The organism is Candidatus Binatia bacterium, assembly GCA_036563615.1.
In the GTDB taxonomy this organism is placed as follows: domain Bacteria; phylum Desulfobacterota; class Binatia; order UBA12015; family UBA12015; genus DATCMB01.
Genome location: DATCMB010000021.1, coordinates 261656 through 283202, shown reverse-complemented (window position 1 = coordinate 283202; position 21547 = coordinate 261656). Strand labels below are relative to the sequence as shown.

General features: G+C 71.9%; 22 protein-coding genes. 14 read left to right on the top strand and 8 right to left on the bottom strand.

The annotated features are described in order from the left end of the window. Positions 1–12 precede the first annotated feature (12 nt). Positions 13–1578 carry a hypothetical protein gene (locus VIS07_18255; GenBank protein ID HEY8517459.1) on the bottom strand — a complete coding sequence of 522 codons (1566 nt, stop codon included), beginning with the start codon at positions 1576–1578 and terminating at the stop codon, positions 13–15. Positions 1579–1725: 147 nt separating this feature from the next. Here VIS07_18255 and VIS07_18250 point away from each other — a divergent pair, with 147 nt between their 5' ends. After that, on the top strand, positions 1726–2724 hold the full coding sequence (locus VIS07_18250; GenBank protein HEY8517458.1) for a GlxA family transcriptional regulator: 999 nt from the start codon (positions 1726–1728) through the stop codon (positions 2722–2724). After that, on the top strand, positions 2721–3389 hold the full coding sequence (locus VIS07_18245; protein HEY8517457.1) for a DJ-1/PfpI family protein: 669 nt from the start codon (positions 2721–2723) through the stop codon (positions 3387–3389). The genes VIS07_18250 and VIS07_18245 overlap by 4 nt, the downstream gene beginning before the upstream one ends. 141 nt (positions 3390–3530) lie before the next feature. Here VIS07_18245 and VIS07_18240 read toward each other — a convergent pair whose 3' ends face one another. From VIS07_18240 to VIS07_18220, 5 genes are all read right to left on the bottom strand, one after another. Then, positions 3531–4520: an aldo/keto reductase gene (locus VIS07_18240; GenBank protein ID HEY8517456.1), complete on the bottom strand. Its 990-nt coding sequence runs from the start codon at positions 4518–4520 to the stop codon at positions 3531–3533. A gap of 47 nt (positions 4521–4567) precedes the next feature. After that, positions 4568–5362, bottom strand: a complete 795-nt coding sequence (locus tag VIS07_18235) for a thioesterase family protein (GenBank protein HEY8517455.1) — start codon at positions 5360–5362, stop codon at positions 4568–4570. 119 nt (positions 5363–5481) lie between these two features. Further along, entirely contained in the window at positions 5482–6183 is a 702-nt protein-coding gene (locus VIS07_18230) for a pyridoxamine 5'-phosphate oxidase family protein (GenBank protein ID HEY8517454.1), read from the bottom strand. A 197-nt stretch (positions 6184–6380) separates the two neighbouring features. Next, on the bottom strand, positions 6381–6743 hold the full coding sequence (locus VIS07_18225) for an antibiotic biosynthesis monooxygenase (protein ID HEY8517453.1): 363 nt from the start codon (positions 6741–6743) through the stop codon (positions 6381–6383). A 127-nt stretch (positions 6744–6870) separates the two neighbouring features. Further along, positions 6871–7800 carry a sigma-70 family RNA polymerase sigma factor gene (locus VIS07_18220; GenBank protein ID HEY8517452.1) on the bottom strand — a complete coding sequence of 310 codons (930 nt, stop codon included), beginning with the start codon at positions 7798–7800 and terminating at the stop codon, positions 6871–6873. Between the two features lie 167 nt (positions 7801–7967). On the opposite strand from VIS07_18220, the gene VIS07_18215 reads away from it, so the two are divergent. The 4 genes from VIS07_18215 to VIS07_18200 all read left to right on the top strand — a co-directional run bounded on the left by VIS07_18215 (position 7968) and on the right by VIS07_18200 (position 10709). Continuing rightward, a complete protein-coding gene (locus VIS07_18215) occupies positions 7968–8348 on the top strand; it encodes a DUF6223 family protein (protein ID HEY8517451.1) in 381 nt (126 codons plus the stop codon). 37 nt (positions 8349–8385) lie between these two features. Then, positions 8386–8760 (top strand): VOC family protein, encoded by a 375-nt coding sequence (locus tag VIS07_18210; GenBank protein HEY8517450.1) that lies wholly within the window; start codon positions 8386–8388, stop codon positions 8758–8760. Positions 8761–8894: 134 nt separating this feature from the next. Then, the gene (locus tag VIS07_18205; protein ID HEY8517449.1) at positions 8895–9818 is read left to right on the top strand and encodes an MBL fold metallo-hydrolase; all 924 of its coding nucleotides are present in this window, start codon (positions 8895–8897) and stop codon (positions 9816–9818) included. Positions 9819–9980: 162 nt separating this feature from the next. Further along, on the top strand, positions 9981–10709 hold the full coding sequence (locus tag VIS07_18200; GenBank protein ID HEY8517448.1) for a metallophosphoesterase family protein: 729 nt from the start codon (positions 9981–9983) through the stop codon (positions 10707–10709). A gap of 64 nt (positions 10710–10773) precedes the next feature. On the opposite strand, the gene VIS07_18195 is transcribed toward VIS07_18200, so the two are convergent. Then, complete coding sequence (locus VIS07_18195; protein ID HEY8517447.1) at positions 10774–11487, bottom strand: anti-sigma factor; 714 nt, start codon at positions 11485–11487, stop codon at positions 10774–10776. A gap of 71 nt (positions 11488–11558) precedes the next feature. Between VIS07_18195 and VIS07_18190 the strand changes: the two genes are divergently transcribed. From VIS07_18190 to VIS07_18170, 5 genes are read left to right on the top strand one after another with little or no spacing between them, the layout of a single operon-like run. Further along, positions 11559–12344: an ABC transporter permease gene (locus tag VIS07_18190; GenBank protein HEY8517446.1), complete on the top strand. Its 786-nt coding sequence runs from the start codon at positions 11559–11561 to the stop codon at positions 12342–12344. 6 nt (positions 12345–12350) lie between these two features. Continuing rightward, complete coding sequence (locus VIS07_18185) at positions 12351–13604, top strand: ABC transporter ATP-binding protein (GenBank protein ID HEY8517445.1); 1254 nt, start codon at positions 12351–12353, stop codon at positions 13602–13604. Between the two features lies 1 nt (position 13605). Next, positions 13606–14577 carry a glycosyltransferase family 2 protein gene (locus tag VIS07_18180; protein HEY8517444.1) on the top strand — a complete coding sequence of 324 codons (972 nt, stop codon included), beginning with the start codon at positions 13606–13608 and terminating at the stop codon, positions 14575–14577. Beyond that, positions 14574–15443 (top strand): ABC transporter permease, encoded by an 870-nt coding sequence (locus tag VIS07_18175; protein HEY8517443.1) that lies wholly within the window; start codon positions 14574–14576, stop codon positions 15441–15443. The genes VIS07_18180 and VIS07_18175 overlap by 4 nt, the downstream gene beginning before the upstream one ends. A gap of 3 nt (positions 15444–15446) precedes the next feature. Then, positions 15447–16172: an ABC transporter ATP-binding protein gene (locus tag VIS07_18170; protein HEY8517442.1), complete on the top strand. Its 726-nt coding sequence runs from the start codon at positions 15447–15449 to the stop codon at positions 16170–16172. A 7-nt stretch (positions 16173–16179) separates the two neighbouring features. Here the strand turns inward: VIS07_18170 and VIS07_18165 are convergent, their stop codons facing one another. Continuing rightward, on the bottom strand, positions 16180–17010 hold the full coding sequence (locus VIS07_18165; protein HEY8517441.1) for a sulfotransferase domain-containing protein: 831 nt from the start codon (positions 17008–17010) through the stop codon (positions 16180–16182). Between the two features lie 81 nt (positions 17011–17091). On the opposite strand from VIS07_18165, the gene VIS07_18160 reads away from it, so the two are divergent. The 3 genes from VIS07_18160 (at position 17092) to VIS07_18150 (ending at position 21516) form a co-directional block, all read left to right on the top strand. After that, positions 17092–18456 (top strand): hypothetical protein, encoded by a 1365-nt coding sequence (locus VIS07_18160; protein HEY8517440.1) that lies wholly within the window; start codon positions 17092–17094, stop codon positions 18454–18456. A 124-nt stretch (positions 18457–18580) separates the two neighbouring features. Next, the gene (locus tag VIS07_18155) at positions 18581–19927 is read left to right on the top strand and encodes an aminotransferase class V-fold PLP-dependent enzyme (GenBank protein ID HEY8517439.1); all 1347 of its coding nucleotides are present in this window, start codon (positions 18581–18583) and stop codon (positions 19925–19927) included. Between the two features lie 107 nt (positions 19928–20034). Then, positions 20035–21516, top strand: a complete 1482-nt coding sequence (locus VIS07_18150) for an amino acid permease (GenBank protein HEY8517438.1) — start codon at positions 20035–20037, stop codon at positions 21514–21516. Positions 21517–21547: the final 31 nt, after the last annotated feature.

The following is a 21547-nucleotide window of genomic DNA, read 5'->3' as shown; positions in this document are numbered from 1 at the left end:
CGTGCTCCGCGTTCAGCGTACCTGCGGATCGCGCAGCGCGACGCGGCTCTCGATCAGCGTCGCGTTCACCTCGCGCATCGCTTGGGCGAGGTGCTCGCGCAGGTCGTCCTCGATGTCGACCACGCCGATCCACTGCGCCTCGCCGTCGCGCCGACCCTCGCGCGGCTGGTCCTGCCACTGGAACCAGTGGTGGCCGACGACGAACGGCAGGTCGATCATCCGCTGCGCGTAGGCGCGGTAGGCGACCGCCTGCTCCTCGTGCGTCTCGACCTCCGGGAAGAGCGGCGGCAGCGCGGGGCCGGTGATGTCGGTGCGCCGGACGCGGTAGAACCACTCGCCGACCATCAGCGGCTTGCCGCTGAGCTCGTGCAGCGTCGCGAGGTCGGTGAACGCGTCGGTGGCGAAGAGGTAGCCGAACTCGTCGCAGCCCGAGATCGTGCGCAGGATCGGACGCTCGACGGTGCCGTAGTCGTAGTCGTTGAGCGACATCACGTCGACGTGCGGCGCGAGCGCGCGCACGAGGTCGGGGTGCGTGTAGATCGAGAACAGCCGCACGCCGAGGTTCAGCACGCCGGGCGTCCCTTCGTGGAGGGCTGCCGACACGACCTCGCCGTAGCGCCCGGCGACGCGCGCCTCGAACGCCATGCGGTCCTGCCGGATCTGCGCAGGCTCGCGCTTCAGGCAGTCGTCGTCGACCAGCGGATCGACGAGCTCGCAGTCGGTGATGCGCGTGAGCTGCTGGATGTCGTCGAACGACGCGAGGTCGAGGTCCCACGCCGCGTTGAACGCCGCGACGTCGCCCGCGTAGCGCTCCTCGAAGAAGCGCTGCACCGCGACCTTGCCGGGCGCGCCCGCGGGCAGCGTCAAGTATGCATCGAGGTGCGTCCCGACCGACAGCGTCGACGCGCCCCACGGCAGCTCGTTGTCGACGAACACGCCGTAGCACCACGGGTCGGACGCGCAGGTCTGGAGCGACGAGCTCTCGCGCGCGAAGCGCAGCGCCTCCTCGGGCCAAGTCGGGTCGAAGACGTCGCGCAGGCGGCGTCCGGTGTAGCCCACGGGCCAGCCCGGCACGCCGGGCGCCGTGTCGTAGAACGAAACCGACACCGGGTAGGCGCGCTTGCCGGTGAAGAGGTGGATCGCGGAGTTGGTCCAGCCGGCGAGCGTCGCGACGCCGAGGTCGCACAGGCGCTCGAGCGTGGACGCGGCCCACGCCTCGACGCTGCCGTGGCGCGCGAGGATGTTCTCCTCGTAGGGGTTTCGGCCCTCGCGCGTGGTGTCGCCCTCGGGGTCGATGCCCGTGACGCCGTTCGAGAACATCCCGTGGCCTTCCGGCGTGACGAGCCACCAGACGCCGTCGATCTCGGCGATCTGGAAGCGCCCGGTCGCCGGCACCTGCACGCCCTTCCAGCCGCCGTAGACGTCGAAGCCGTAGCCGAGGACGGGCGCGCTGCCGCAGACGTCCTCGGAGCTCGTCCGGCTCGCGCTCGGCGCGTCGGAGCACGCCGCGAGCAGCGTCGCCGCGAGGGCCAGAGCGACGGCCGATGCCGATGCCCGAAGTCGTGGTGCCTTCCGCATGCCTTCCTCCGTCGACGAAGCCGCATGGCTAGCGCGCTCGTCCGCGACGGTCGAGCGCAGACTGCCGCGCGCGCCCGACCCAGCGAGGCCCCACGTTGGCAGAAAATGCAATGACTTCGTCATTGCGGACAAGCCCGGTTCGGCGCCATGCTGGCGCCCATGCCGAGCTCGCCGCGCAAGGTGGTGATCGTCGCGTTTCCCGACGTGCAGATGCTCGACGTCGTCGGGCCGGCCGAGGTCTTCGGCACCGCCGAGCGCCTGCAGCCGGGCCGCTACCAGGTCGAGCTCGTCGCGCGAGCGCGCGGGCCGCTGCGCACGTCGTCGGGCATTCCGATCCTGCCGCGCGCGGTGCTGAGCGAGGTGCGCGGCCCGATCGACACGCTGATCGTCGCGGGCGGCGTCGGCGTCTACGAGGCGGCGCACGACCGCGAGCTCGTGGCGTGGGTGAAGCGGCGCGCGCGGACCTGCCGGCGCGTCGCGTCGGTGTGCAGCGGGGCGTTCCTGCTCGCGGAGGCGGGATTGCTCGACGGCCGCCGCGCGACGACGCACTGGGCCGCGGCCGAGAACCTCGCCGAGCGCTACCCGCGCGTCACCGTCGACGCGGATCCGATCTTCATCCGCGACGGCAACGTCTGGACCTCGGCCGGCGTCGCGGCCGGCATCGATCTGTCGCTCGCGCTGGTCACCGACGACCACGGGCCGCGCGTCGCGCGCGAGATCGCGCGCTGGCTCGTGCTGTTCCTGCAGCGCGCGGGCGGGCAGTCGCAGTTCAGCGTGCAGCTCGCGGCGCAGGCGGCGGAGCGCCGTCCGCTGCGCGATCTCCAGAGCTTCATCGCCGACCACCCGAGCGCCGATCTGTCGGTGCCGGCGCTCGCCGAGCGCTGCGGGATGAGCCCGCGCCACTTCGCGCGCGTCTTCCGACGCGAGCTCGGCATGACCCCCGCCGCGTACGTCGAGCGCAGCCGCCTCGATGCGGCGCGCCGCATGCTCGAGAGCTCGGAGATGAGCCTCGACGAGGTCGCGGCGGCGGCGGGCTTCGGCAGCGCCGCGACCATGTACCGCGTATTCCAGCGCGCGCTGCGGGTGAGCCCCGGCGCCTACCGGCGTCACTTCGTGGCGCCGCTGCCCGAAAGGAGACGAGCATGAAGATCGCGATTGCGCTGTTCGATCGCTTCACGGCGCTCGACGCCGTCGGACCGTACGAGGTGCTGTCGCGCCTGCCCGGCGCGGAGACCGTTTTCGTCGGCTGCGAGAAGCGCGTCTTCCGCACCGACCTGAAGGCGCTCGGCCTGACGGCCGACGCGAGCTTCGCCGACCTGCAGGCGGCCGACGTGCTGGTCGTCCCCGGCGGACCCGGCACGCGCGCCATGACCACCGACGCAGCGCTGCTCGACTGGGTGCGCCAGATCCACGCGACCACGCAGTGGACGACGTCGGTGTGCACGGGCTCGCTCGTGCTCGCCGCGGCGGGCGTGCTGAAGGGCGTCGACGCGGTGACGCACTGGGGCGCGATGCACGAGCTCGCGGCGCTCGGCGCGAATCCGGTCGAGGAGCGCGTCGTCGTGCGCGGCAAGATCGTCACCGCGGCGGGCGTGTCGGCGGGCATCGACATGGCGCTGACGCTCGCTGCGCGCATCGCCGGCGACGAGGTCGCGAAGGCGATCCAGCTCGGCATCGAGTACGACCCGCAGCCGCCGTTCGACGCGGGCAGCGTGCGCAAGGCGACGCCGGAGATCGTGCAGCTCGTCGCCAGCATGATGGCGCGCGACGAGGGCGCGCAGCCCGGCGCGACGTCGCAGTCGGCTGCTTGACGGCGTCGCGACGCCGCGCTTCGCTGCGCGTTTGTGATTGAGGGCGAGCGCTCGCCACCCGAGCGCTCGCGCTGCTGACCGCGCACGCCGCTCGGCGCCGGCGGGACGCAGGGAACCACGCGTCCCGCCGGCGCCGGGCGCTCAGCGGTTCACGAACTGCATCATCGTCTCGGGATAGCGCGGTCCCGCGGCCACCCCGTACGGCGCGATCTCGTCGATGCGCGCGAGATCGTCCTCGGTGAGCTCGACGTCGAGCGCCGCGAGGTTCTGCTCGAGGTACTTGCGGCGCTTGGTGCCCGGGATCGGCACGATGTCCTCGCCCTGCGCGAGCACCCAGGCGAGCGCGAGCTGCGCCGGCGTGCAGCCCTTCTCCTGCGCCATCTCGCGGATGCGGTCGACGAGCTGCAGGTTCCTGCGGAAGTTCTCGCCCTGGAAGCGCGGCGACATGCGACGGTAGTCGTCGGGCGCGAAGTCGCCCTCGCTCTTGATCTCGCCGGTCAAGAAGCCGCGTCCGAGCGGGCTATAGGCGACGAAGCCGATGCCGAGCTCGCGGCAGGTGTCGAGCACGCCGTCCTCCGGATCGCGGCTCCACAGCGAGTACTCCGACTGCAGCGCCGTGATCTGGTGCACGCGATTCGCGCGCCGCAAGGTCTCGACGCTCGCCTCGGAGAGCCCGAGGTAGCGCACCTTGCCCTCCTTGACGAGCTCCGCCATCGCGCCGACAGTTTCTTCGATTGGCACCTTCGGGTCGACGCGGTGCTGGTAGTAGAGGTCGATGACGTCGACCTCGAGCCGCTTCAGGCTCGCCTCGCAGGCGCGCTTGACGTACGCGGGGCTGCCGTCGACGCCGCGCACCGTCTTGTCGTTCGGATCGCGCACGATGCCGAACTTGGTGGCGAGGAAGACCTGGTCGCGCCTTCCTGCGATCGCGCGTCCGACCAGCTCCTCGTTGGTGAAGGGTCCGTAGATGTCCGCGGTGTCGAGGAACGTGCAGCCGAGGTCGAGCGCGCGCTGGATCGTCGCGATCGCCTCGTTCTCGTCGCGCGGACCGTAGAAGTCCGACATCCCCATGCACCCGAGGCCGATCGCCGACACTCGGGGGCCCTTGCTGCCAAGCTGTCTCGTGAGCATGCCCCAGGCTACTCGGGCGCTCGCGTCGAAGGTACGGGGTTGCGCGCTCAGGCGTGACGTTCGAGCAGCAGGCTCTGCACCGATCTGCCGAGCGCGCCGCGCTCGTCGAACAGGCGGCTCTCGGCGATGCCGGCGCCCTGCGGGCCGACGAGCGTCACCGAGTCGATGCACACCCACTCGCCCACCGGGTAGCGGTGCAGGTGAATCGTCAGGTCGGGGTTGATGAACGCCCAGCCGTCGTTGCGGTTCAGCACCCAGCTCACGCCGTTGCCGAAATCCGCGGCAGCGGCGACGCGGCAGAGCGGCGACGTCTCCTCGCCCGCGACCAGCGGCACGCGCAGCCGGATCCAGTCGGTCGCGGGCCCGGGCTCGAGGAAGGAGCCGGCGACGAAGCGGTGCTCGACCGCGCGGCTATGGAACGCGTCGTACTGCACCTGCTCCGCCCACGGCGGCAGCGTCGTGTGCCCGCTGTCGGGGCCGGGCGGTGGCTGCGGCGCAGGCACGTCCTGCGGCACCGGCAGCTCGGCGCGGCGCATCCGGAGTCCGGTCGCGCGCGCGACCTCGGTGTCGCCGGCGAAGAGCGACGCGCGCACGAGCTGCACCTTCTTGCCCGGACGCTCGAAGGCGGTCCGCACCGCGAGCGGAGCGATCGGCACCGGACGCAGGAGCTCGATGGTCAAGCGCGCGACCTGCATGCGCTCGCCGTCCTCGAAGCGCTCGATGGCGCGCGCGAGCAGCGCCGAGGGCGGGCCGCCGTGCTGCGCGTCGGGGCTCCAGGGGCCGCGCGCGAGCGTGGTGGCGACGAAGAGTCCGTCCTGCGGGATGTAGATCGCTTCCGACATGGCGGTCAGGCTAGCGGGGCGGTGGCGCTATCTGTAGCGGCGCGCCGCCGCGCTGGTTTGCAGCATCTCGTCGCGCGCGCGTGAGCTCGTCGCGCCGGCGTGGCGATGTCGGGTCGGCGTCAGCGCACCGGCGCGGGCTCCCACTTGGCGCCCGTGCGGTACGACGTCTGGCGCAGCTCGAGCCCCGGCGCCAGCGCAGGGTCGGCGATCGGCTCGCCCGCGACCAGCGCGAGCGGCACGACGCCCGCCCACACCGGCAAGCCCATGTCCTCCGCGTCGTCGATCGGGCCGCCGGTGCGCACCTTCGCGACCGCTTCCTCGAGCGGCAGCGCGAGGACCAGCGTCGCCTTGAGCTCGGCGTCGTTCGGCGGTCGCACCTCGTCCCAGCGACCCGGGTGGAAGCGCTCGGTGAAGGCGCGCAGCGCTTCGAGCTTGCGCTCGTCGTCGAGCACCGGATGCGCGCGCCCGAACACCATCACCGAGCGATAGTTGACGGAGTGGTGGAAGGCCGAGCGCGCGAGCACGAGCCCGTCGATCGAAGTCGCCGTCAAGCATACCTCGGCGCCGTCGGCGAGCGCGCACATCATCCGGCTCTTGGTCGAGCCGTGCAGCAGCACCGTGTCGCCGACGCGCGCGTGCAGCGTCGGGATGACGAACGGACGTCCGTCCTCGACGAAGCCCAGGTGGCACACGGGAGCCGCGTCGAGCACCGCCTCGACGACCGCGCGCTCGTGGCTCGCGCGCTGCGGCACCCGGCGCACGCGCGTGCGCTCGGTGACGGGGAAAGCGGTGGGGACGCTGGACGACTCGTTCTCCGGCATGCGGCGCACCGTAGTCGGTTGCCGCGGGTGCCGGAAGGTCCAGATCGCGTTCGAGCGGCGGTGCCGTTTCGCCGCTCGTGTTCGTCGCTCGTGCAAGGCGCGTCCGGGCTCGCGTCCGGACGCGCCTCGGCTGCGAGTCGTGAAGCGCGCCGCGAGCCTCGCCGTGGTCGGGCTCGAAGCTCGCGGCGCGGCGCGCGTCAGCGCTTCGCTGCGGCGGGCTCCGTCGTCTGGATGACCTCGTGGATCTCGAGCACGTTCGGTCCGGCGAACATCTCGGCCGGCGGACGGTTGCCGTGCGCGATGCGGAACGCCTCGCTGTTGGTCCAGTCCCAGAACGCCTTCTCGGACTCCCAGTAGGTCTGCACCAGGTAGTAGCCCTGCTCGTCGCGCTCCTCGATCTCGCCCGTCTGGTGGTTGAAGCGGCGGTTCACCGGCCGCAGCACCAGGTTCTTGATGAAGCCCGGCGCCTGGTCGATCAGGTGCGCGCGGTTCTTGAAGCGATCCTCGAACTCGGCCTCGTAGGCCTTGTTGACGGGGATGCGGTTGGTGACGACGAACACGTACTGCCTCCTCGGTGTCTTCGCCCTCGTGTGGCTGTGGGTTTGAACGAGTCAGCGCACGCGCGTGGGCGCGACGCAAGCTCGCCGCGGCGACACTCGACGCGCGCAGCTCGCGTCGACAAGGGTGCTACGGCAACGCGATCTCGAGCGCGCGCAGGCGCGCGGGATCGGCGATCACCTCGACCCGCGCGACCTTGTCCTCCGCGAACGTGAAGCGCAGCACCCGCGACAGCTTGCCGAGCGGCGCGACCATGAGGCCCGGCGTGCCGTCGAGCAGCACGAGCTGCACGCCGTGCAGCCGACGCGTCATCTCGAGGAACCGCGGGGCCCACGCCGTGGCGCCGCGCACCTCGCGCGGCTTTCCGACCTCGTCCGGCGGCGCGTCGATGCGCGCCGCGGCCTCGATGTGGATGACGGCGTCGGGCTCGAGCACCGCGAGCAGCGCCTCGAGATCGCCCGCGCGCGTCGCGCGCACGAAGGCCTCGAGCACCGCGCGCTGACGCTCGCGTGACGCGTCGAGGATCGCGTCGCGCGGCGTGCCGCGCACCCGACGCCGCGCGCGGCTCGCGAGCTGACGCGCGGCCTCCGGCGTGCGCTTGACGATGGGCGCGATCTCCTCGAACGGCACGCCGAAGAGGTCGTGCAGGACGAAGGCGAGGCGCTCGGCCGGCGTCAGCGTGTCGAGCACGACGAGCAGCGCCGTGCCGACCGAGTCGGCGAGCGCCGCCTCGCTCTCGGGATCGTTGCCGTGCGCTGCGAGGACGGCGGGCTCCGTCGTCCGCGCCGCGATCGCGTCCGTCACGTCCATCGCGTCCTCCGCGTGCTCGCGGCGCGACTTGCGCGCGCGCAGCATGTCGAGGCAGACGCGCGACACCACCGTCGTGAGCCAGCCGCCCAAGTTGTCGACGCTCGCCGTGTCGGCGCGGTTCAGGCGCAGCCAGGCCTCCTGCACGGCGTCCTCGGCCTCGCTCAGCGAGCCGAGCAGGCGGTAGGCGACCGCGCGCAGGTGCGGCCGGCTTTCCTCGAAGCGCTCGGTCAGCGCGTCCTGGTCGTGCATCTGCGAATCCCGCTCGGGGCCCCGGTCACGTTCGCGTCGTCCCCTTCGTCATCCGGCTGACGGACCACGTGGGTCCGATGTGACGTGGGAGGACGCTCATGCAGCCTCGAGTATCCGATGAACGAACGGCTTCCCGAAGCCGGACGCTGGTTTCTGCTGCGACCGCCGTGCTCGCCGCCGTGGCCGCCGTGCCCGTGGAGGGCGCGCTCAGCGCGGCGGCGGCCGCGCAGGGCGTGATCGGCACGGTGCCCGGCCGGGTCGGCGGCAGCATGGCGGCGCTCGTGGCGCTGTCGAGCGTCGTCGCCGGCTGGCTGGCGCTCGGGCGCTCTGCGCCTCGCAGCGAGGGGAGCAGCGGGCGCGACCGGGCGATCGTCGCGCTGGTGCTGGGCGTCGTTGCGATCGTGCTCGCGGCCGTGCACCTGGTCGCCGCGAACGGCGGGCTCGGCACCGGGTCCGGCAAGGGCGGCGCCATCGTCGGGGCGGTGCTGGCGCTGATCGGCCTGGCGCTCGGCCGGCGCGCGCTCGGCCGCGCGAGCGCCGCCGCGTGACGAGCCGCCCGCGGACGGCAGGAAAGGAGGGCGCAGCATGCCCGGGGTGAGCGTGCGCTACATGATCGACGACGTGCCCGCGGCGGTCGCGTTCTACACGACCCACCTGGGCTTCACGCTGGAGCTCGCCGCGCCGCCGGCCTTCGCCGCGCTGTCGCGCGACGGCGTGCGGCTGCTGCTGAGCGGGGAGGGCAGCTCGGGGAAGCGTCCGCTCCCCGACGGCCGCCGCCAGGTGCCGGGCGGCTTCAACCGGATCCTGCTCGAGGTCGACGACCTCGAGGCGGAGGTCGCGCGGCTGCGCGCGGCCGGGGTGCCGTTCCGGACGAGCGAGATCGTCAGCGGTCCGGGCGGGGCGCAGGTCGTGATCGAGGATCCGTCGGGCAACCCGGTCGAGCTGTTCGAGCGCCGCTGAGTGGTCCGCGCGCCGCAGGGTCCGGGCGCGCCAGCTGAACGGCGAGCGCGCCCCGCGGGGCCGTGGGCGCCACCCAACGGTGCGCGCGCGGCAAATCTTGCCGCGACCCCCGTGCCCGTGCTCTTGCTGCCGGCATGCGCCGCGCGCTCGCCTGGATCGCGCTCGCCGTCGTGGTCGTTGCCGTGGCGGGCGGCGTCGTTCTCTACCGGCAGATCACGCACCTCACGCACGAGCGCATCACCGACGACGTGCACGTGATCTTCGGACTCGGCGGCAACGTCGGCGTGCTGCGCACCGGCGAGGGCACGGTGATCGTCGACACCATGACCTTCCCGCTGCAGGGCGAGCGCGTCCGCGCTCTCGCGGAGGAGCTCACCGGCGAGCCCGTCGTCGCGATCGTCAACACGCACTACCACTTCGATCACACGCACGGGAACCCGGGCTTCGCGGAGCACGTGCGCATCGTCGCGACCGAGCGCACGCGACGTCACCTGCTCGAGCGCGACAGTGAGTTTTGGGAAGGACGCGAGAGCTTCGTCCCCGGCGAGACCTTCCACGACGAGCACGTGCTGCGCTTCGGCCGCAAGACGGTGCGCCTCGTGCACCCGGGGCCGGGACACACCGACGGCGACCTGGTCGCGCTGTTCGTCGAGGACGGCGTCGTGCACATGGGCGACCTGCTCTCCGTGGGCCGCTACCCGAACATCGACCTCGAGGCCGGCGGCACGGTCGAGCGCTGGCCGGCGACGCTGGACGCGGTCCTGGCGCTGCCCTTCGAGCGCGTCATCCCGGGCCACGGGCCGCTCACCGACCGCGCCGGAATCGAGCGCTTCCGCGACTTCCTCGCCGAGCTCTGGCAGGCCGCGGTCACGGCGCGCGACAACGGCTGGACGCTCGACGAGACGCTCGAGCGCACCCGGCTGACCAGGGACGCGGGCCTCGAGCCCTACGTCGTCCCGCTGATCGTCCGCCTCGACCGCGGCTTCGTCGTGCGCCGCGCCTGGGAGGAGGCGACCGGCGCCGTGCCGCCGCCCGGCGCGACCCCGGGAGCGCCGTGAGCGTCTCGAGCGCCCTGCTTGGTGCGCCGCTCGACCTGCGCCACGATGGAGGTGGCGGGCGGCGTCAGGGCGGTCTTTCTCGAGGGTCGGCGCGAACTGGTGCTTGCCGGAGCTGGGCCGCCGGTCAATGATCCGCGCCGCACCGCCGACGGGACCGCACGCATGCGAATCGCTCTCATCTCGGACCTGCACGGAAACGAGGTCGCGCTGCGCGCGGTCCTCGCCGACGCCCGGCGCGCCGGCGTCGATCGCGTCGTCTGCCTGGGCGACGTCGCGACCCTCGGACCGCGTCCGAACGAGGTGATCGCGCTGCTGCGCGAGCTCGGCTGCCTCTGCATCGTCGGCAACCACGACGCGTTCCTCCTCGATCGGCGCCTGATCGCCGGCTACACCGAGGCCGAGATCGTGATCGAGGCGGTCGAGTGGTGCCGCGAGCAGCTCACGCCCGAGGACTTCGCGTTCCTGCGCACGTTCGTCCCGACCGCGGAGCTGCCGCTCGACGGCGCCGGAACGCTCTTCCTGTTCCACGGCTCGCCGCGCTCGCACACGGAAGATCTGCTCGCGACCACCGCGCCCGAGGTGCTCGACGAGGCGCTGCGCGGCATCTCGGCGACGGTGCTCGCCGGTGGTCACACGCACCTGCAGATGCTCCGTCAGCACCGCGGCGCGCTGCTCGTGAATCCCGGTAGCGTCGGGATGCCGTTCAAGCAGTACGTCGGCGGGCGGACGCCGGAGGTGCTGCTGCACGCCGAGTACGCGATCGTCGCGGCGGACGGCGGCACGGTGAGCGTCGACCTGCGACGCGTGCCGCTCGACCGCGCGGCGCTGCGCGCCGAGGCGGAGGCGACGAGCAACCCGTTCCGCGTCGCGCTGATGCGTCAGTACGCCTGACTGACGCGAGCCCGTACGCCCGACGCTCGCGCCGAGCGCGCCGAGCGCAGGCGTAGACGGAGCATCAGGCCGCGGGCACCTTGCCGAGCAGGATCGTCGGCCCCGTGGGCTGCGGCATGCCGCCTTCGGGCTCGACCGTCACCGCGAACGCGTCCGGACGGCCGCCGCGCAGCACCTCTTGGCTGATGCGCGCCTGCAGCGCGCCGGTCGGATCGGTGCGCAGGATGCCGGCCGCGATCTTCTCGTCGCCGCGGATCAGCCAGAGCTGGTAGCTCTTGCCCTCCTGCGGCTCGAGCTCGCGCACGAGGATGATCGCGCTCGCGTGCTCACGGTTGAGCAGCACGGTCGCGCGGTACGGCTCGTCACCGCTTTGCGGCTCGAGCTGGACGAGCTGCGTGCCGGGGGTCGCGACCAGCGCGAGCGCCGCTTCCTTGTCGCGCGCGGACGCACGCGCCTCGGCGAGCTCGCGCAGGCAGATCCGCCGGTCGTTGTCGGCTGCGGCGAGACCCTCGAGCTCCTGGTCCTTCGCCGCGAGGCGACGCTCGCTCAAGCGGTGCTCGCGGAAGAAGACGATCGCGAGCACGACGGCCGCGCCGGCGAGCGTCCACGCGACGATCTCGCGCCGACGCCGCCGCCGTGCGGGCACCGCGATGTCCTTGACCTTGGCGGCGCTCACGCGTCCGCTCCCGATCCGCGAGCGTCGCGCAGCGCGCGACGCTCGGCGTTGCCCACCCGGTGCATCGGCGCGTCGAGTAGCCGCGCGCGCCGTGCGGCGCAATCCCGCGGGCCGTCTTGCGGCGCGCGCGCGTTGCCCGTGTCGGAGTGAAGTGGTAGCGCCGCCGCAGCACGATGCTGCGCAACCTCTGGCGCTATCGCAGCTTCATCCTCGGCATGGCGCGGCGGGAGTTCCGGGCGCGCTACCTCGGGTCGGTGCTGGGAAGCGCGTGGGCCGTGCTCCATCCGCTGACGCTGGTCTTCGTCTACACCGTGATCTTCGGCCACCTGATGCGGACGCGCGTGCCGGGTGCGCACGACGCGCTCGGCTACGGCATCTTTCTGTGCGCCGGCATCTTCACCTGGAGCGCGTTCACCGAGATCCTGACGCGCTCGGTGACGGTGTTCCTCGAGAACGGCAACCTGATCAAGAAGGTGAGCTTCCCGCGCGCGAGCCTGCCGACGATCGTCCTCATCTCGGCGCTGGTCAACTTCGCGATCGTGTTCACGATCCTGCTCGTGCTGCTGCTCGCGCTGGGACGCTTTCCGGGCTGGTCGGTGCTCGGCGTCGTGCCGCTGATGCTCGTGCAGCAGTCGCTCGCGCTCGGGCTCGGGACGGCGCTCGGCGTCGTGAACGTCTTCTTCCGCGACGTCGGCCACCTGCTCGCGATCGGGCTGCAGCTCTGGTTCTGGTTCACGCCGATCGTGTACCCGCTGTCGGTGCTCGGCGAGCGCACGCAGTCGCTCGTGCGCTTGAACCCGATGACCAACGTCGTCGTCGGCTACCAGGAGATCCTGCTGCACGGCCGCTGGCCCGACTGGAGCTCGTACGTGCCGCAGGTCGTGCTGGCGGTCGCGGCGCTGCTGCTCGGCCGCATGACCTTCCGCCGTCTCTCGGGCGAGCTCGCGGACCATCTGTAGGCCGTCATGCCGCGCATCGTCGCCCGCTCGCTCGGGAAGAAGTACAAGCGCTACCGCCACCCGATGCTGCGTCTCGTCGAGTGGCTGAGCGGCGACCGCATCGTCTGTCACGAGGAGGAGTGGGCGCTGCGCGGCGTGAGCTTCGAGGTCGGCGACGGCGAGTCGCTCGGCATCATCGGCATGAACGGCGCCGGCAAGAGCACGCTGCTGCGCGTGCTGACCGGCACGACGCTGCCGAGCGAGGGCTCGTTCACGGTCGAGGGACGCGTCGCGGCGCTGCTCGAGCTCGGGCTCGGCGTCCATCCAGAATTCACCGGATGGCAGAACGCGACGCTCGCGGGCCAGCTCCTCGGACTCGATGAAGCAACGCTCGCAGAAGTGCTGCCCTGGGTGCAGGAGTTCTCCGAGCTCGGCGACCACATGGACCAGCCGGTGCGCACGTACTCGACCGGCATGCAGGTGCGCCTCGCGTTCAGCATCGCGACCGCGGTGCGCCCCGACGTGCTGATCGTCGACGAGGCGCTGTCGGTCGGCGACGCGTACTTCCAGCACAAGTCGATGGCGCGCATCCGCTCGTTCCAGGAGCAGGGCACGACGCTGCTCTTCGTGACCCACGACCCGGCGGCGGTGAAGGCGCTCTGCCAGCGCGCGATCCTGCTCGACCGCGGCACGCTCTTGCGCGACGGCCCGCCCGACGCGGTCTTCGACTACTACAACGCGATGATCGCGCAGAAGGAGCACGAGCGCGAGATCGTGCAGGTCGAGGCGCAGGGTCAGGTCGTGACGCGCTCGGGCACGCGCGAGGCGGAGATCGTCGCGGTCGAGCTGCTCGACACGCAAGGAGCGCCGCGGCGCTCGTTCACCGTCGGCGAGACGGCGAGGATCCGCGTGCGGCTGCGCACGAACCGCGCCATGCCGTCGCCGACCGTCGGCTTCCTGATCCGCGACCGTCTCGGCAACGACGTCTTCGGCTCGAATACCTTCCACCTCGGCGTCGCGCACGAGCCTTGCGCGGCGGGCGACGAGCTGGTCGCGGCATTCGACGTCGAGCTCGCCGTCGGCGCCGGCAGCTACTCGGTGAGCGTCGCGCTGCACACCGACCGCGCGCACGTCGACCAGAGCTTCGACTGGTGGGACCGCGCGCTGGTGCTGCAGGTCGCGCCCGGCTCGGGCCCGAGCTTCACCGGCGTCGCGGCGCTGCCGGTGCGCGCGACGCTCGCGCGCCCGTCGCACGGCGCGCGCGACGGCACCGCGGGCTGACGTGACGCCGAACGTCTCGGTGACGATCGTCACCTTCGACAGCGCACGCCACCTCGGCCGCTGCCTCGACTCGCTGGCCGCGCAGACGCTCGCGCCGCGCGAGGTGATCGTGGTCGACAACGACTCGCGCGACGGCAGCGTGGCGATCGCGCGGCGTCACGCGGTCGTCACGCGCGTGATCGAGAACGGCGCGAACGTCGGCTTCGCCGCGGGACAGAACCAGGCGATCGCGGCGAGCCGCGGCGACTGGGTGCTGGTGCTCAACCCCGACGTCGTGCTCGATCCGCGCTTTCTCGAGGAGCTCGCGCCCTACGCGGAGCGGCCGGCGCCGCTCGGCACGCTGTGCGGCAAGCTCCTGCGCATGGACGAGGACGGGCGTCCCGTGTCGCCGCCGCGCATCGACTCGGCCGGCATCGAGTTCCGGCGCACGTTCCGCCACCTCGACCGCGGCTCCGAGGAGCCCGACGACGGACGCTACGGCACGCCGGAGCTCGTCTTCGGCGCGACCGGTGCGGCCGCGCTCTACCGGCGCGCGATGATCGACGACGTCTCGGTCGAGGGCGAGTTCTTCGACGAAGCGTTCTTCGCCTACCGCGAGGACGCCGACGTCGCCTGGCGCGCGCAGCTTCTCGGCTGGGACTGCCTTTACGTCCCCTCCGCCCTCGGCTACCACGTGCGGCGGGTCCTGCCGGCGCGGCGCGCGCAGCTTCCGGCGATGCTCAATCGACATTCGGTGAAGAACCGTTTCCTGATGCGGATCAAGAACGTCGACGCGGCGGTGTGGCGGCGCTGCGGCGTGCGCGGGCTCGCGCGCGACGCCGCGGTGGTCGCGGGCTGTCTCGCGTGGGAGTGGAGCTCGCTGCCGGCGCTGTGGGAGGTCGCGCGGCTTGCGCCGCGCGCGCGCCGTCAGCGCGCCTGGATCCAGGCGCGGCGCCGGCGCGACGGCGCCGAGGTCGCGGGGTGGTTCCGATGAGCGGCGCGTCGCAACCGGTGGACGCCGACGCGAGCAAGCGTCCGGCCGGGGGCGGCGGCGCCCGTCCGAGCGCTCCGCGGCCGCGCTTCGGCTCGCGCCAGGCGCACCTGCACACGTTCAGCATCGCGTGGCAGCTCGCGCGCCTCGACATCCTGCGCCGCTACACCGCGACGATGCTCGGCATGGTGTGGGCGGTGCTCGCGCCGCTGCTGATGTCGATCGTGATCGGCATCGTCTTCTCGCAGCTCTTCGGCATGGAGCTGCGCGAGTTCCTGCCGTACCTCTTTCTCAACTTGACGCTGTGGGCGTTCTTCGCGGCGTGCCTCGACAGCGGCGCGATCGCGTTCCTCGCGGCCGAGGGCTACATCAAGCAGATCGCCAAGGTGTCGTTCTACACCTACCCGCTGCGCATGACGCTCGCCGCGTTCTTCACGCTGCTGCTCGGGCTGTGCGCGGTCGCGGTGGTGATCGTCGCGCTCGGCGGACGCATCACCCCGATGTGGCTGCTCGCGATCCCCGGCCTCGCGGCGTGGATGCTGTTCGGGTTCGCGATGTGCTGCCTGTCGGCGGTGCTCAACACCGCGGTGCGCGACTTCCAGTACCTGCAGTCGGTCGGCGTGCAGGCGCTGTTCTACGCGACGCCGGTGATGTTCCCGGCGGGGCTGCTGGTCAAGCACGACCTCGCGTGGTTCCTCACCTGGAACCCGCTCTACCACCTGATGATGATCATCCGCGTCCCGCTGCTGTACAACGACTTCCCCGAGCCGTCGCACTACGTCGCGAGCGCGCTGAGCCTCGCGTTCGTCCTTGCCTGCGCGGTGTTCGCGATGCGCCTCGCACGTCCGCGTCTCGTGTTCTGGCTCTGAAGAATGGTCGAGCTCACCTCCGTCTCGCTGACCTTCCCGGCGCAGAAGGCGCGCAGCCTGCGCGAGCGGATCAGCCGCGCGTTCGGCGTCTGGCCCGCGGACGAGGAGCCGCGCGCCGTGACCGCGCTGCGCGATCTGAACCTCAAGATCGAGCGCGGCGAGCGCGTCGGCATCATCGGCTTCAACGGCGCCGGCAAGACGACGCTGCTCAAGGTCATGTGCGGCATCTACGCGCCGACCACCGGACGCGTCGTCGTCGACGGCGACATCGCCTGCCTGTTCGAGCTCGCGACCGGCTTCGAGATGGAGGCGACGGGCTGGGACAACATCTTGACCCGCGGTCTCCTGCTCGGGCTCTCGCGCGCCGAGATCCGCGAGCGCATGCGCGAGATCGCCGAGTTCACGGAGCTCGGCAGCGCGCTCGACCGGCCGGTGAAGACGTACTCGGCGGGCATGTTCGTGCGCCTCGCGTTCGCGGTGTCGACCGCGATCTCGCCCGACGTGCTGCTGCTCGACGAGGTGATCGCCGCGGGCGACGCGCGCTTCCAGGAGAAGGCGCGGCGCCGCCTCGAGGACATGGTCGAGCGCGCCTCGCTGCTCGTGCTGGTCAGCCACTCGATGGAGACCGTTCGCCAGATGTGCCAGCGCGCGATCTGGCTGCACGAGGGCCGCGTGAAGCTCGACGGCCCCGCCGCGGAGGTGACCGCGGCCTACGAGCGCGGCGCTTGAAGCGCGGCTATCTCACGCCCCGGGCGCCGGCGAACTGCGCGTTCGCGGCGATCTCGAGCGTCGGTCCGTCCTTGCGCGTCGGATAGCCGAGCGCGCGCAGCGTCGCGCCGGCGCGCGCCTCGAACCAGGTCTCGTCGTCGGGCGTGAAGATGCGCCGCCAGTTGCCGGTCGTCATGCGACGGTAGCCGCTCGGGATGTTGCGGCCCACCGGCGAGTGACGGTCGAAGTCGAGCTGCACCTCGACCGGATCGATCTCGTCCTCCGCGTAGCCGAACGCGCGCAGCACGTCGCAGATCACGCCGCGCTGGTTCTCGAGCAGGCGCTCGTAGTGCACGATGCTCACGATGTGCGGGCTCGCGAGCCAGTCGGCGTTGAACTTCGCCCAGTAGTCGACCGGGTTCATGCGCCGGATGACCTCGCGGCGCGCGTTGCGCAGCTCCATGAACTCGGTGCGCAGGAAGTCGCGGAAGCTGATCGGCGTCCCGTCGCCCTCCCAGCGCCGCGTGCCGCCCGGGCCGTCGCGCGTCGACGCCATGTAGAGCGACACCATCACGTCACGCCCGTCGCGCACGAGCAGGATCGCGTTGTGGTTCAGCTTGTTCTTTTCCGGGACGCGCTCGACGTTGAAGTGCTGGTATCGTGCGCCCGGCGGCATGACGACGTGGCGCCGCATGTTGGCGTGGCAGATCTGGCGGAACCACTGAAAGCCGCTGCGCTTGTGCGACAGGATGACGACGTTCGGCAGGAAGAGCGACTTCACGCGCAACCAGTGCCGGTTGGCACGCAAGCGCAGAAGCCTGCGCTCGATTCGCTGCTCGAGGGCGAGGGACGGTCTCATCGGCCGTCCGGCACATATCGAAAAAAGCGCATACCGACGCAACTTGTCCGCCCTGCGTCGTGCGGATAGGGGGTGACCCTCATGCGGACCGCGACCCGGCTTTCGACTCCTCTGCTGCTGTCTCTCGTGCTGACGCCGTTGCTGCTCTTCGGCGCCGAGCGCGCCGAGGCGCTGATCCTCCTGACCGAGGGCAAGCTCGGGGTCTTCCGCCACGACGCGGCGTCGGGTCGGGGCTCGGCGCACATCCGCATCGGCGCGGATCGCGCGCTGCGCGAGCTGCGTGATCCGACCGTGTGCCCGTCGTCGGCGACGCTGCGCATCGCGTACTACCCGACGGCGACCAACCTCGTGACCGGCGGTCCGACGGTCGAGCTGCCCTGCGAGCGCTGGTCGCGCGTGTCGGACGGCTACGTCTACCGCGATCCGAGCGGGAGCGCGGGCGGCGTGCGCCGCGTCGTCTACACGCGGCGCGGGATCGACGTGCTCGCGTCCGGGCCGGGCTACGAGCCGGTCGTCGGTCCGGTCGGCTTCGTGCAGCTCTGGCTCACCGTCGGCGACGCGCGCTACCTCGTCCGCATGCACGAGTTCGTCGCGAACGGCGCCGGCGCGGTGATCTCGCGCAAGCCGTCGCGCGACGCGGCGGCGGGCGAGGCGGCGTTCTGGGACACGCTCTGGGGCGACGCCGACCGCGGCGACGAGGCGCTGCGTCTGTTGCGGCGCGCGGTCGCGGGCGACCGGCGTGCGGCGCGCTCGTACTTCCTGCTCGGGATGATGCACCTCTATCGCTACGGGCAGCTGGTCGCCGATCCGCTCGCGCCGAGCCCGCACGCCAAGCGCGAGGTGCTCGCGTCGCGCGAGGCGTTCGACCGCGCCGTGCCGCTCCTGTGGAAGGACGGCGTCGGCGATTCGCGCGTGCCCGGCTTCGCGGCCGCCGCGACGTACGCGAAGGGTGTGGGCTTCGACGACCCGGCCACGATCGAGCGCGCCATCGAGGAGCTCGAGTACGCGGCCGAGATCAACACGCTGTTCAACGCCTTCGACCTGTTCGCGGTCGCGCCGGCGGTGCCGCCGAGCGACCCGCTCTACCAGCGCGTGCTGCATCTGCTCGACGTGACCTTCAACGAGGTCGCGCAGCTCTGCGGCACGCAGGGCGAGATCTGCTTCAACGACGGCATGGCGCCGCACAACATCGAGGGCACGTTCACGCTGTTCGGCGACATCTACGCGAAGGGCGGACGCACCGAGCAGGCGCGCTCGTCGTACGCGACCGCGCTGTCGGTCGGCGAGAGCAGCGGCTGGCGGCCGGAGTTCGTCGCCGCGGTGCGCGAGCGGCTCGAGAACGTCGAGGAGCGGGTCGCGCTCTACCAGGACGACGACCGCTCGAACGACCCGCCGTTCATGGGCGCGGGCGACGCGAGCTCGTGCGCCTACTGCCACTACCGCTGATCGACCCGCGCGCGGCCGCGCCTCTCGTCACTTCCGCGGACGCCGCGGCGCGCGCCCGCGCCAGGCTTTCGTCCGCGGATCCTGCGGCGCGCGCCCGGGCGGGCGGGATGCTAGCCGCAAGCGGATGAAGACGCTTCTCTCCGAAGCGGCGCAGCGCGCGATCCGCTACCTCGAACGGCTCGACGAGCGCGCGGTGTTCCCGACGCCGGAGGGGCGCGCGCGGCTCGCAGCGCTCGGCGGACCGCTGCCCGACGCCCCGTCTTCCGACGCCGACGTGCTGGCGCTGCTCGACGACGTCGCCTCGTCCGCGACGGTGGCGAGCGCGGGGCGACGCTACTTCGGCTTCGTCACCGGCGGCGCGCTGCCGGCGACCGTCGCCGCGAGCTGGCTCGCGACCGCGTGGGACCAGAACGCCTTCTCCGCGACCACGTCACCCGCCGTCGCGGCGATCGAGGAGGTCGCGCTCGGCTGGCTCGTCGAGCTGCTCGCCCTGCCGCCGGGCACGGGCGGCGCGTTCGTCACCGGCGCGACGATGGCGAACCTCACCGGGCTCGCGGCCGCCCGGCGCGCCGTGCTGCTGCGCGCCGGCTGGGACGTCGACGAGCAGGGGCTCGTCGGCGCGCCGCGGCTGCGCGTCGTGCTCGGCGCGGAGGCGCACCCGACCGTGCGCAAGGCGCTCGGTCTCCTCGGGCTCGGCCGCGCCACGGCGGAGGTCGTACCGGTCGACCGTCAGGGCCGGATGCGCCCCGACGCGCTGCCGGCGCTCGACGACACGCCGACCATCGTCTGTCTGCAGGCGGGCAACGTGAACAGCGGCGCATTCGATCCCGCGCACGAGATCATTCCCGCCGCGCATGCCGCCGGCGCGTGGGTGCACGTCGACGGCGCGTTCGGGCTCTGGGCCGCCGTGGCGCCGTCGCGGGCGCACCTGGTCGCGGGCTTCGCCGAGGCGGACTCCTGGGCGACCGACGGGCACAAGTGGCTCAACGTCCCCTACGACAGCGGGCTCGCCTTCGTGCGCGACCCGAGCCTGCTGCGCGGCGCGATGTCGGTCGCGGCGCCGTACTTCCCGCGCGGCGCGGCGCGCGATCCCGGCGACTTCACGCCCGAGGCGTCGCGCCGGGCGCGCGCCGTCGAGGTCTGGGCGGCGCTGCGGTCACTCGGGCGCAGCGGGGTCGCGGATCTCGTCGAGCGCTGCTGCCGTCACGCGGCGCGCTTCGCGGACGGCCTGCGCGCCGCGGGCCACGCCGTCCTGAACGACGTCGTGCTGAACCAGGTCGTGGTGTCGTTCGGCGACGCGGAGCGCACGCGCCGCGTGGCCGAGCGCCTCGAGCGCGACGGCACCTGCTGGTGCGGCCTCACGTCCTGGCAGGGGCAGACGGCGATCCGCATCAGCGTGTCGTCGTGGGCGACCACCGCGGACGACGTCGAGCGGAGCCTCGCGGCGATGCTCAGGGCTGCGTCGGCTTGAACGCGGGGCCTTCGTAGAACAAGTTGCACGGCCAAGCCAAAAGGAGAACCACGTTGTCGTCCAATCCGCTTTTCGCCCGCAAGCCGCTGTCGCTCCTGCTCGAGGAGATGAAGGACGACAATCGGCTGCGACGTGTGCTCGGGCCGTGGCAGCTCACGAGCCTCGGCATCGGCGCGATCATCGGTACGGGGATCTTCGTCTTGACCGGCGTCGCGGCGCACGACAAGGCCGGTCCGGCGATCACGCTGTCGTTCGCCGTCGCGGGCCTGGCCTGCATCTTCGCGGCGCTCTGCTACTCCGAGTTCGCCTCGATGGCCCCGGTCGCAGGCTCCGCCTACACCTACGCCTACGCGACCATCGGCGAGCTCGGCGCGTGGATCATCGGCTGGGACCTGATCCTCGAGTACGCCGTCGCGTCCGCCACCGTGGCGCACGGCTGGTCGCACTACTTCCAGGACTTCATCGGCATCTTGGGCATCCAATGGCCCGAAGCCTTGGGGAACTCACCATTCGACTACGATCCCGAGGCGGGACGCTTCGTCGCGACCGGCGCGATCCTCGACCTGCCGGCGATCTTCATCACCACGGTGATCACCGTCGTGCTCGTGCTCGGCATCCGTGAGAGCGCGCGCTTCAACACCGCGATGGTGATCGCGAAGGTGCTGGTGGTGCTGTTCGTGATCGGCGTCGGCGCGATGTACGTCAATCCGGAAAACTGGGTGCCGTTCGCGCCGTACGGCTACGGCGGGCTCAGCTTCTTCGGCGGCACGATCTACGGTCAGGAAGGGCCGGGCGGCGAGCCGCTTGGCATGCTCGCCGGCGCGGCGATCATCTTCTTCGCCTACATCGGCTTCGACTCGATCTCGACGCACGCCGAGGAATCGCGCGTCCCGCAGCGCGACGTGCCGTTCGGCATCATCGCGTCGCTGATCGTGTGCACGATCCTCTACGTGGCGGTCGCCGCGGTGCTGACCGGCATGGTTCGCTACGACCAGATCGACATCAACGCGCCGGTGTCGACCGCGTTCGCGCAGGTCGGGCTGCCGTGGGCGCACTTCCTGGTGTCGCTCGGCGCGCTGACCGGCATCACCTCGGTGCTGCTCGTCATGATGCTGAGCCAGCCGCGCGTCTGGCTCGCGATGGCGCGCGACGGGCTCGTGCCGCGCGAGTTCTTCGGCGCCGTGCACGATCGCTTCCGCACGCCGTGGAAGTCGACGATCCTGACCGGCGTCCTGGTCGGGATCGCCGCGGCGCTGCTGCCGCTGCGCATCCTCGCCGACCTGGTCAACATCGGGACGCTGTTCGCGTTCGTCGTCGTGTGCTCGGCGGTGCTCATCATGCGCCGCGTGTACCCCGACGCCGAGCGGCCGTTCCGCGTGCCGTTCTCGCCGGTCGTGCCGCTGCTCGGCATCGCGACCTGCCTCATGCTGATGTTCTCGCTGCCGGCCGAGAACTGGCTGCGGCTCTTCGTGTGGCTCGCGATCGGCCTCGCGATCTACTTCCTGTACGGGCGGCACCACAGCGTGCTCGCGCGGCTGCGCGCCGAAGAGGCGGCCAAGCGCGCCGGAGCGAAGAGCGCGAGGTCGTAGCCGGCGCGACGCACGGCAGGCGGCGCGGACG

Bases quoted from the DNA above. Each gene is read 5' to 3' on its own strand.
- VIS07_18255 (HEY8517459.1), bottom strand. From the start codon at position 1,578: ATGCGGAAGGCACCACGACTTCGGGCATCGGCATCGGCCGTCGCTCTG.
- VIS07_18250 (HEY8517458.1), top strand. From the start codon at position 1,726: ATGCTGGCGCCCATGCCGAGCTCGCCGCGCAAGGTGGTGATCGTCGCG.
- VIS07_18245 (HEY8517457.1), top strand. From the start codon at position 2,721: ATGAAGATCGCGATTGCGCTGTTCGATCGCTTCACGGCGCTCGACGCC.
- VIS07_18240 (HEY8517456.1), bottom strand. From the start codon at position 4,520: ATGCTCACGAGACAGCTTGGCAGCAAGGGCCCCCGAGTGTCGGCGATC.
- VIS07_18235 (HEY8517455.1), bottom strand. From the start codon at position 5,362: ATGTCGGAAGCGATCTACATCCCGCAGGACGGACTCTTCGTCGCCACC.
- VIS07_18230 (HEY8517454.1), bottom strand. From the start codon at position 6,183: ATGCCGGAGAACGAGTCGTCCAGCGTCCCCACCGCTTTCCCCGTCACC.
- VIS07_18220 (HEY8517452.1), bottom strand. From the start codon at position 7,800: ATGCACGACCAGGACGCGCTGACCGAGCGCTTCGAGGAAAGCCGGCCG.
- VIS07_18210 (HEY8517450.1), top strand. From the start codon at position 8,386: ATGCCCGGGGTGAGCGTGCGCTACATGATCGACGACGTGCCCGCGGCG.
- VIS07_18205 (HEY8517449.1), top strand. From the start codon at position 8,895: ATGCGCCGCGCGCTCGCCTGGATCGCGCTCGCCGTCGTGGTCGTTGCC.
- VIS07_18200 (HEY8517448.1), top strand. From the start codon at position 9,981: ATGCGAATCGCTCTCATCTCGGACCTGCACGGAAACGAGGTCGCGCTG.
- VIS07_18190 (HEY8517446.1), top strand. From the start codon at position 11,559: ATGCTGCGCAACCTCTGGCGCTATCGCAGCTTCATCCTCGGCATGGCG.
- VIS07_18185 (HEY8517445.1), top strand. From the start codon at position 12,351: ATGCCGCGCATCGTCGCCCGCTCGCTCGGGAAGAAGTACAAGCGCTAC.
- VIS07_18175 (HEY8517443.1), top strand. From the start codon at position 14,574: ATGAGCGGCGCGTCGCAACCGGTGGACGCCGACGCGAGCAAGCGTCCG.
- VIS07_18170 (HEY8517442.1), top strand. From the start codon at position 15,447: ATGGTCGAGCTCACCTCCGTCTCGCTGACCTTCCCGGCGCAGAAGGCG.
- VIS07_18165 (HEY8517441.1), bottom strand. From the start codon at position 17,010: ATGAGACCGTCCCTCGCCCTCGAGCAGCGAATCGAGCGCAGGCTTCTG.
- VIS07_18160 (HEY8517440.1), top strand. From the start codon at position 17,092: ATGCGGACCGCGACCCGGCTTTCGACTCCTCTGCTGCTGTCTCTCGTG.
- VIS07_18155 (HEY8517439.1), top strand. From the start codon at position 18,581: ATGAAGACGCTTCTCTCCGAAGCGGCGCAGCGCGCGATCCGCTACCTC.
- VIS07_18150 (HEY8517438.1), top strand. From the start codon at position 20,035: ATGAAGGACGACAATCGGCTGCGACGTGTGCTCGGGCCGTGGCAGCTC.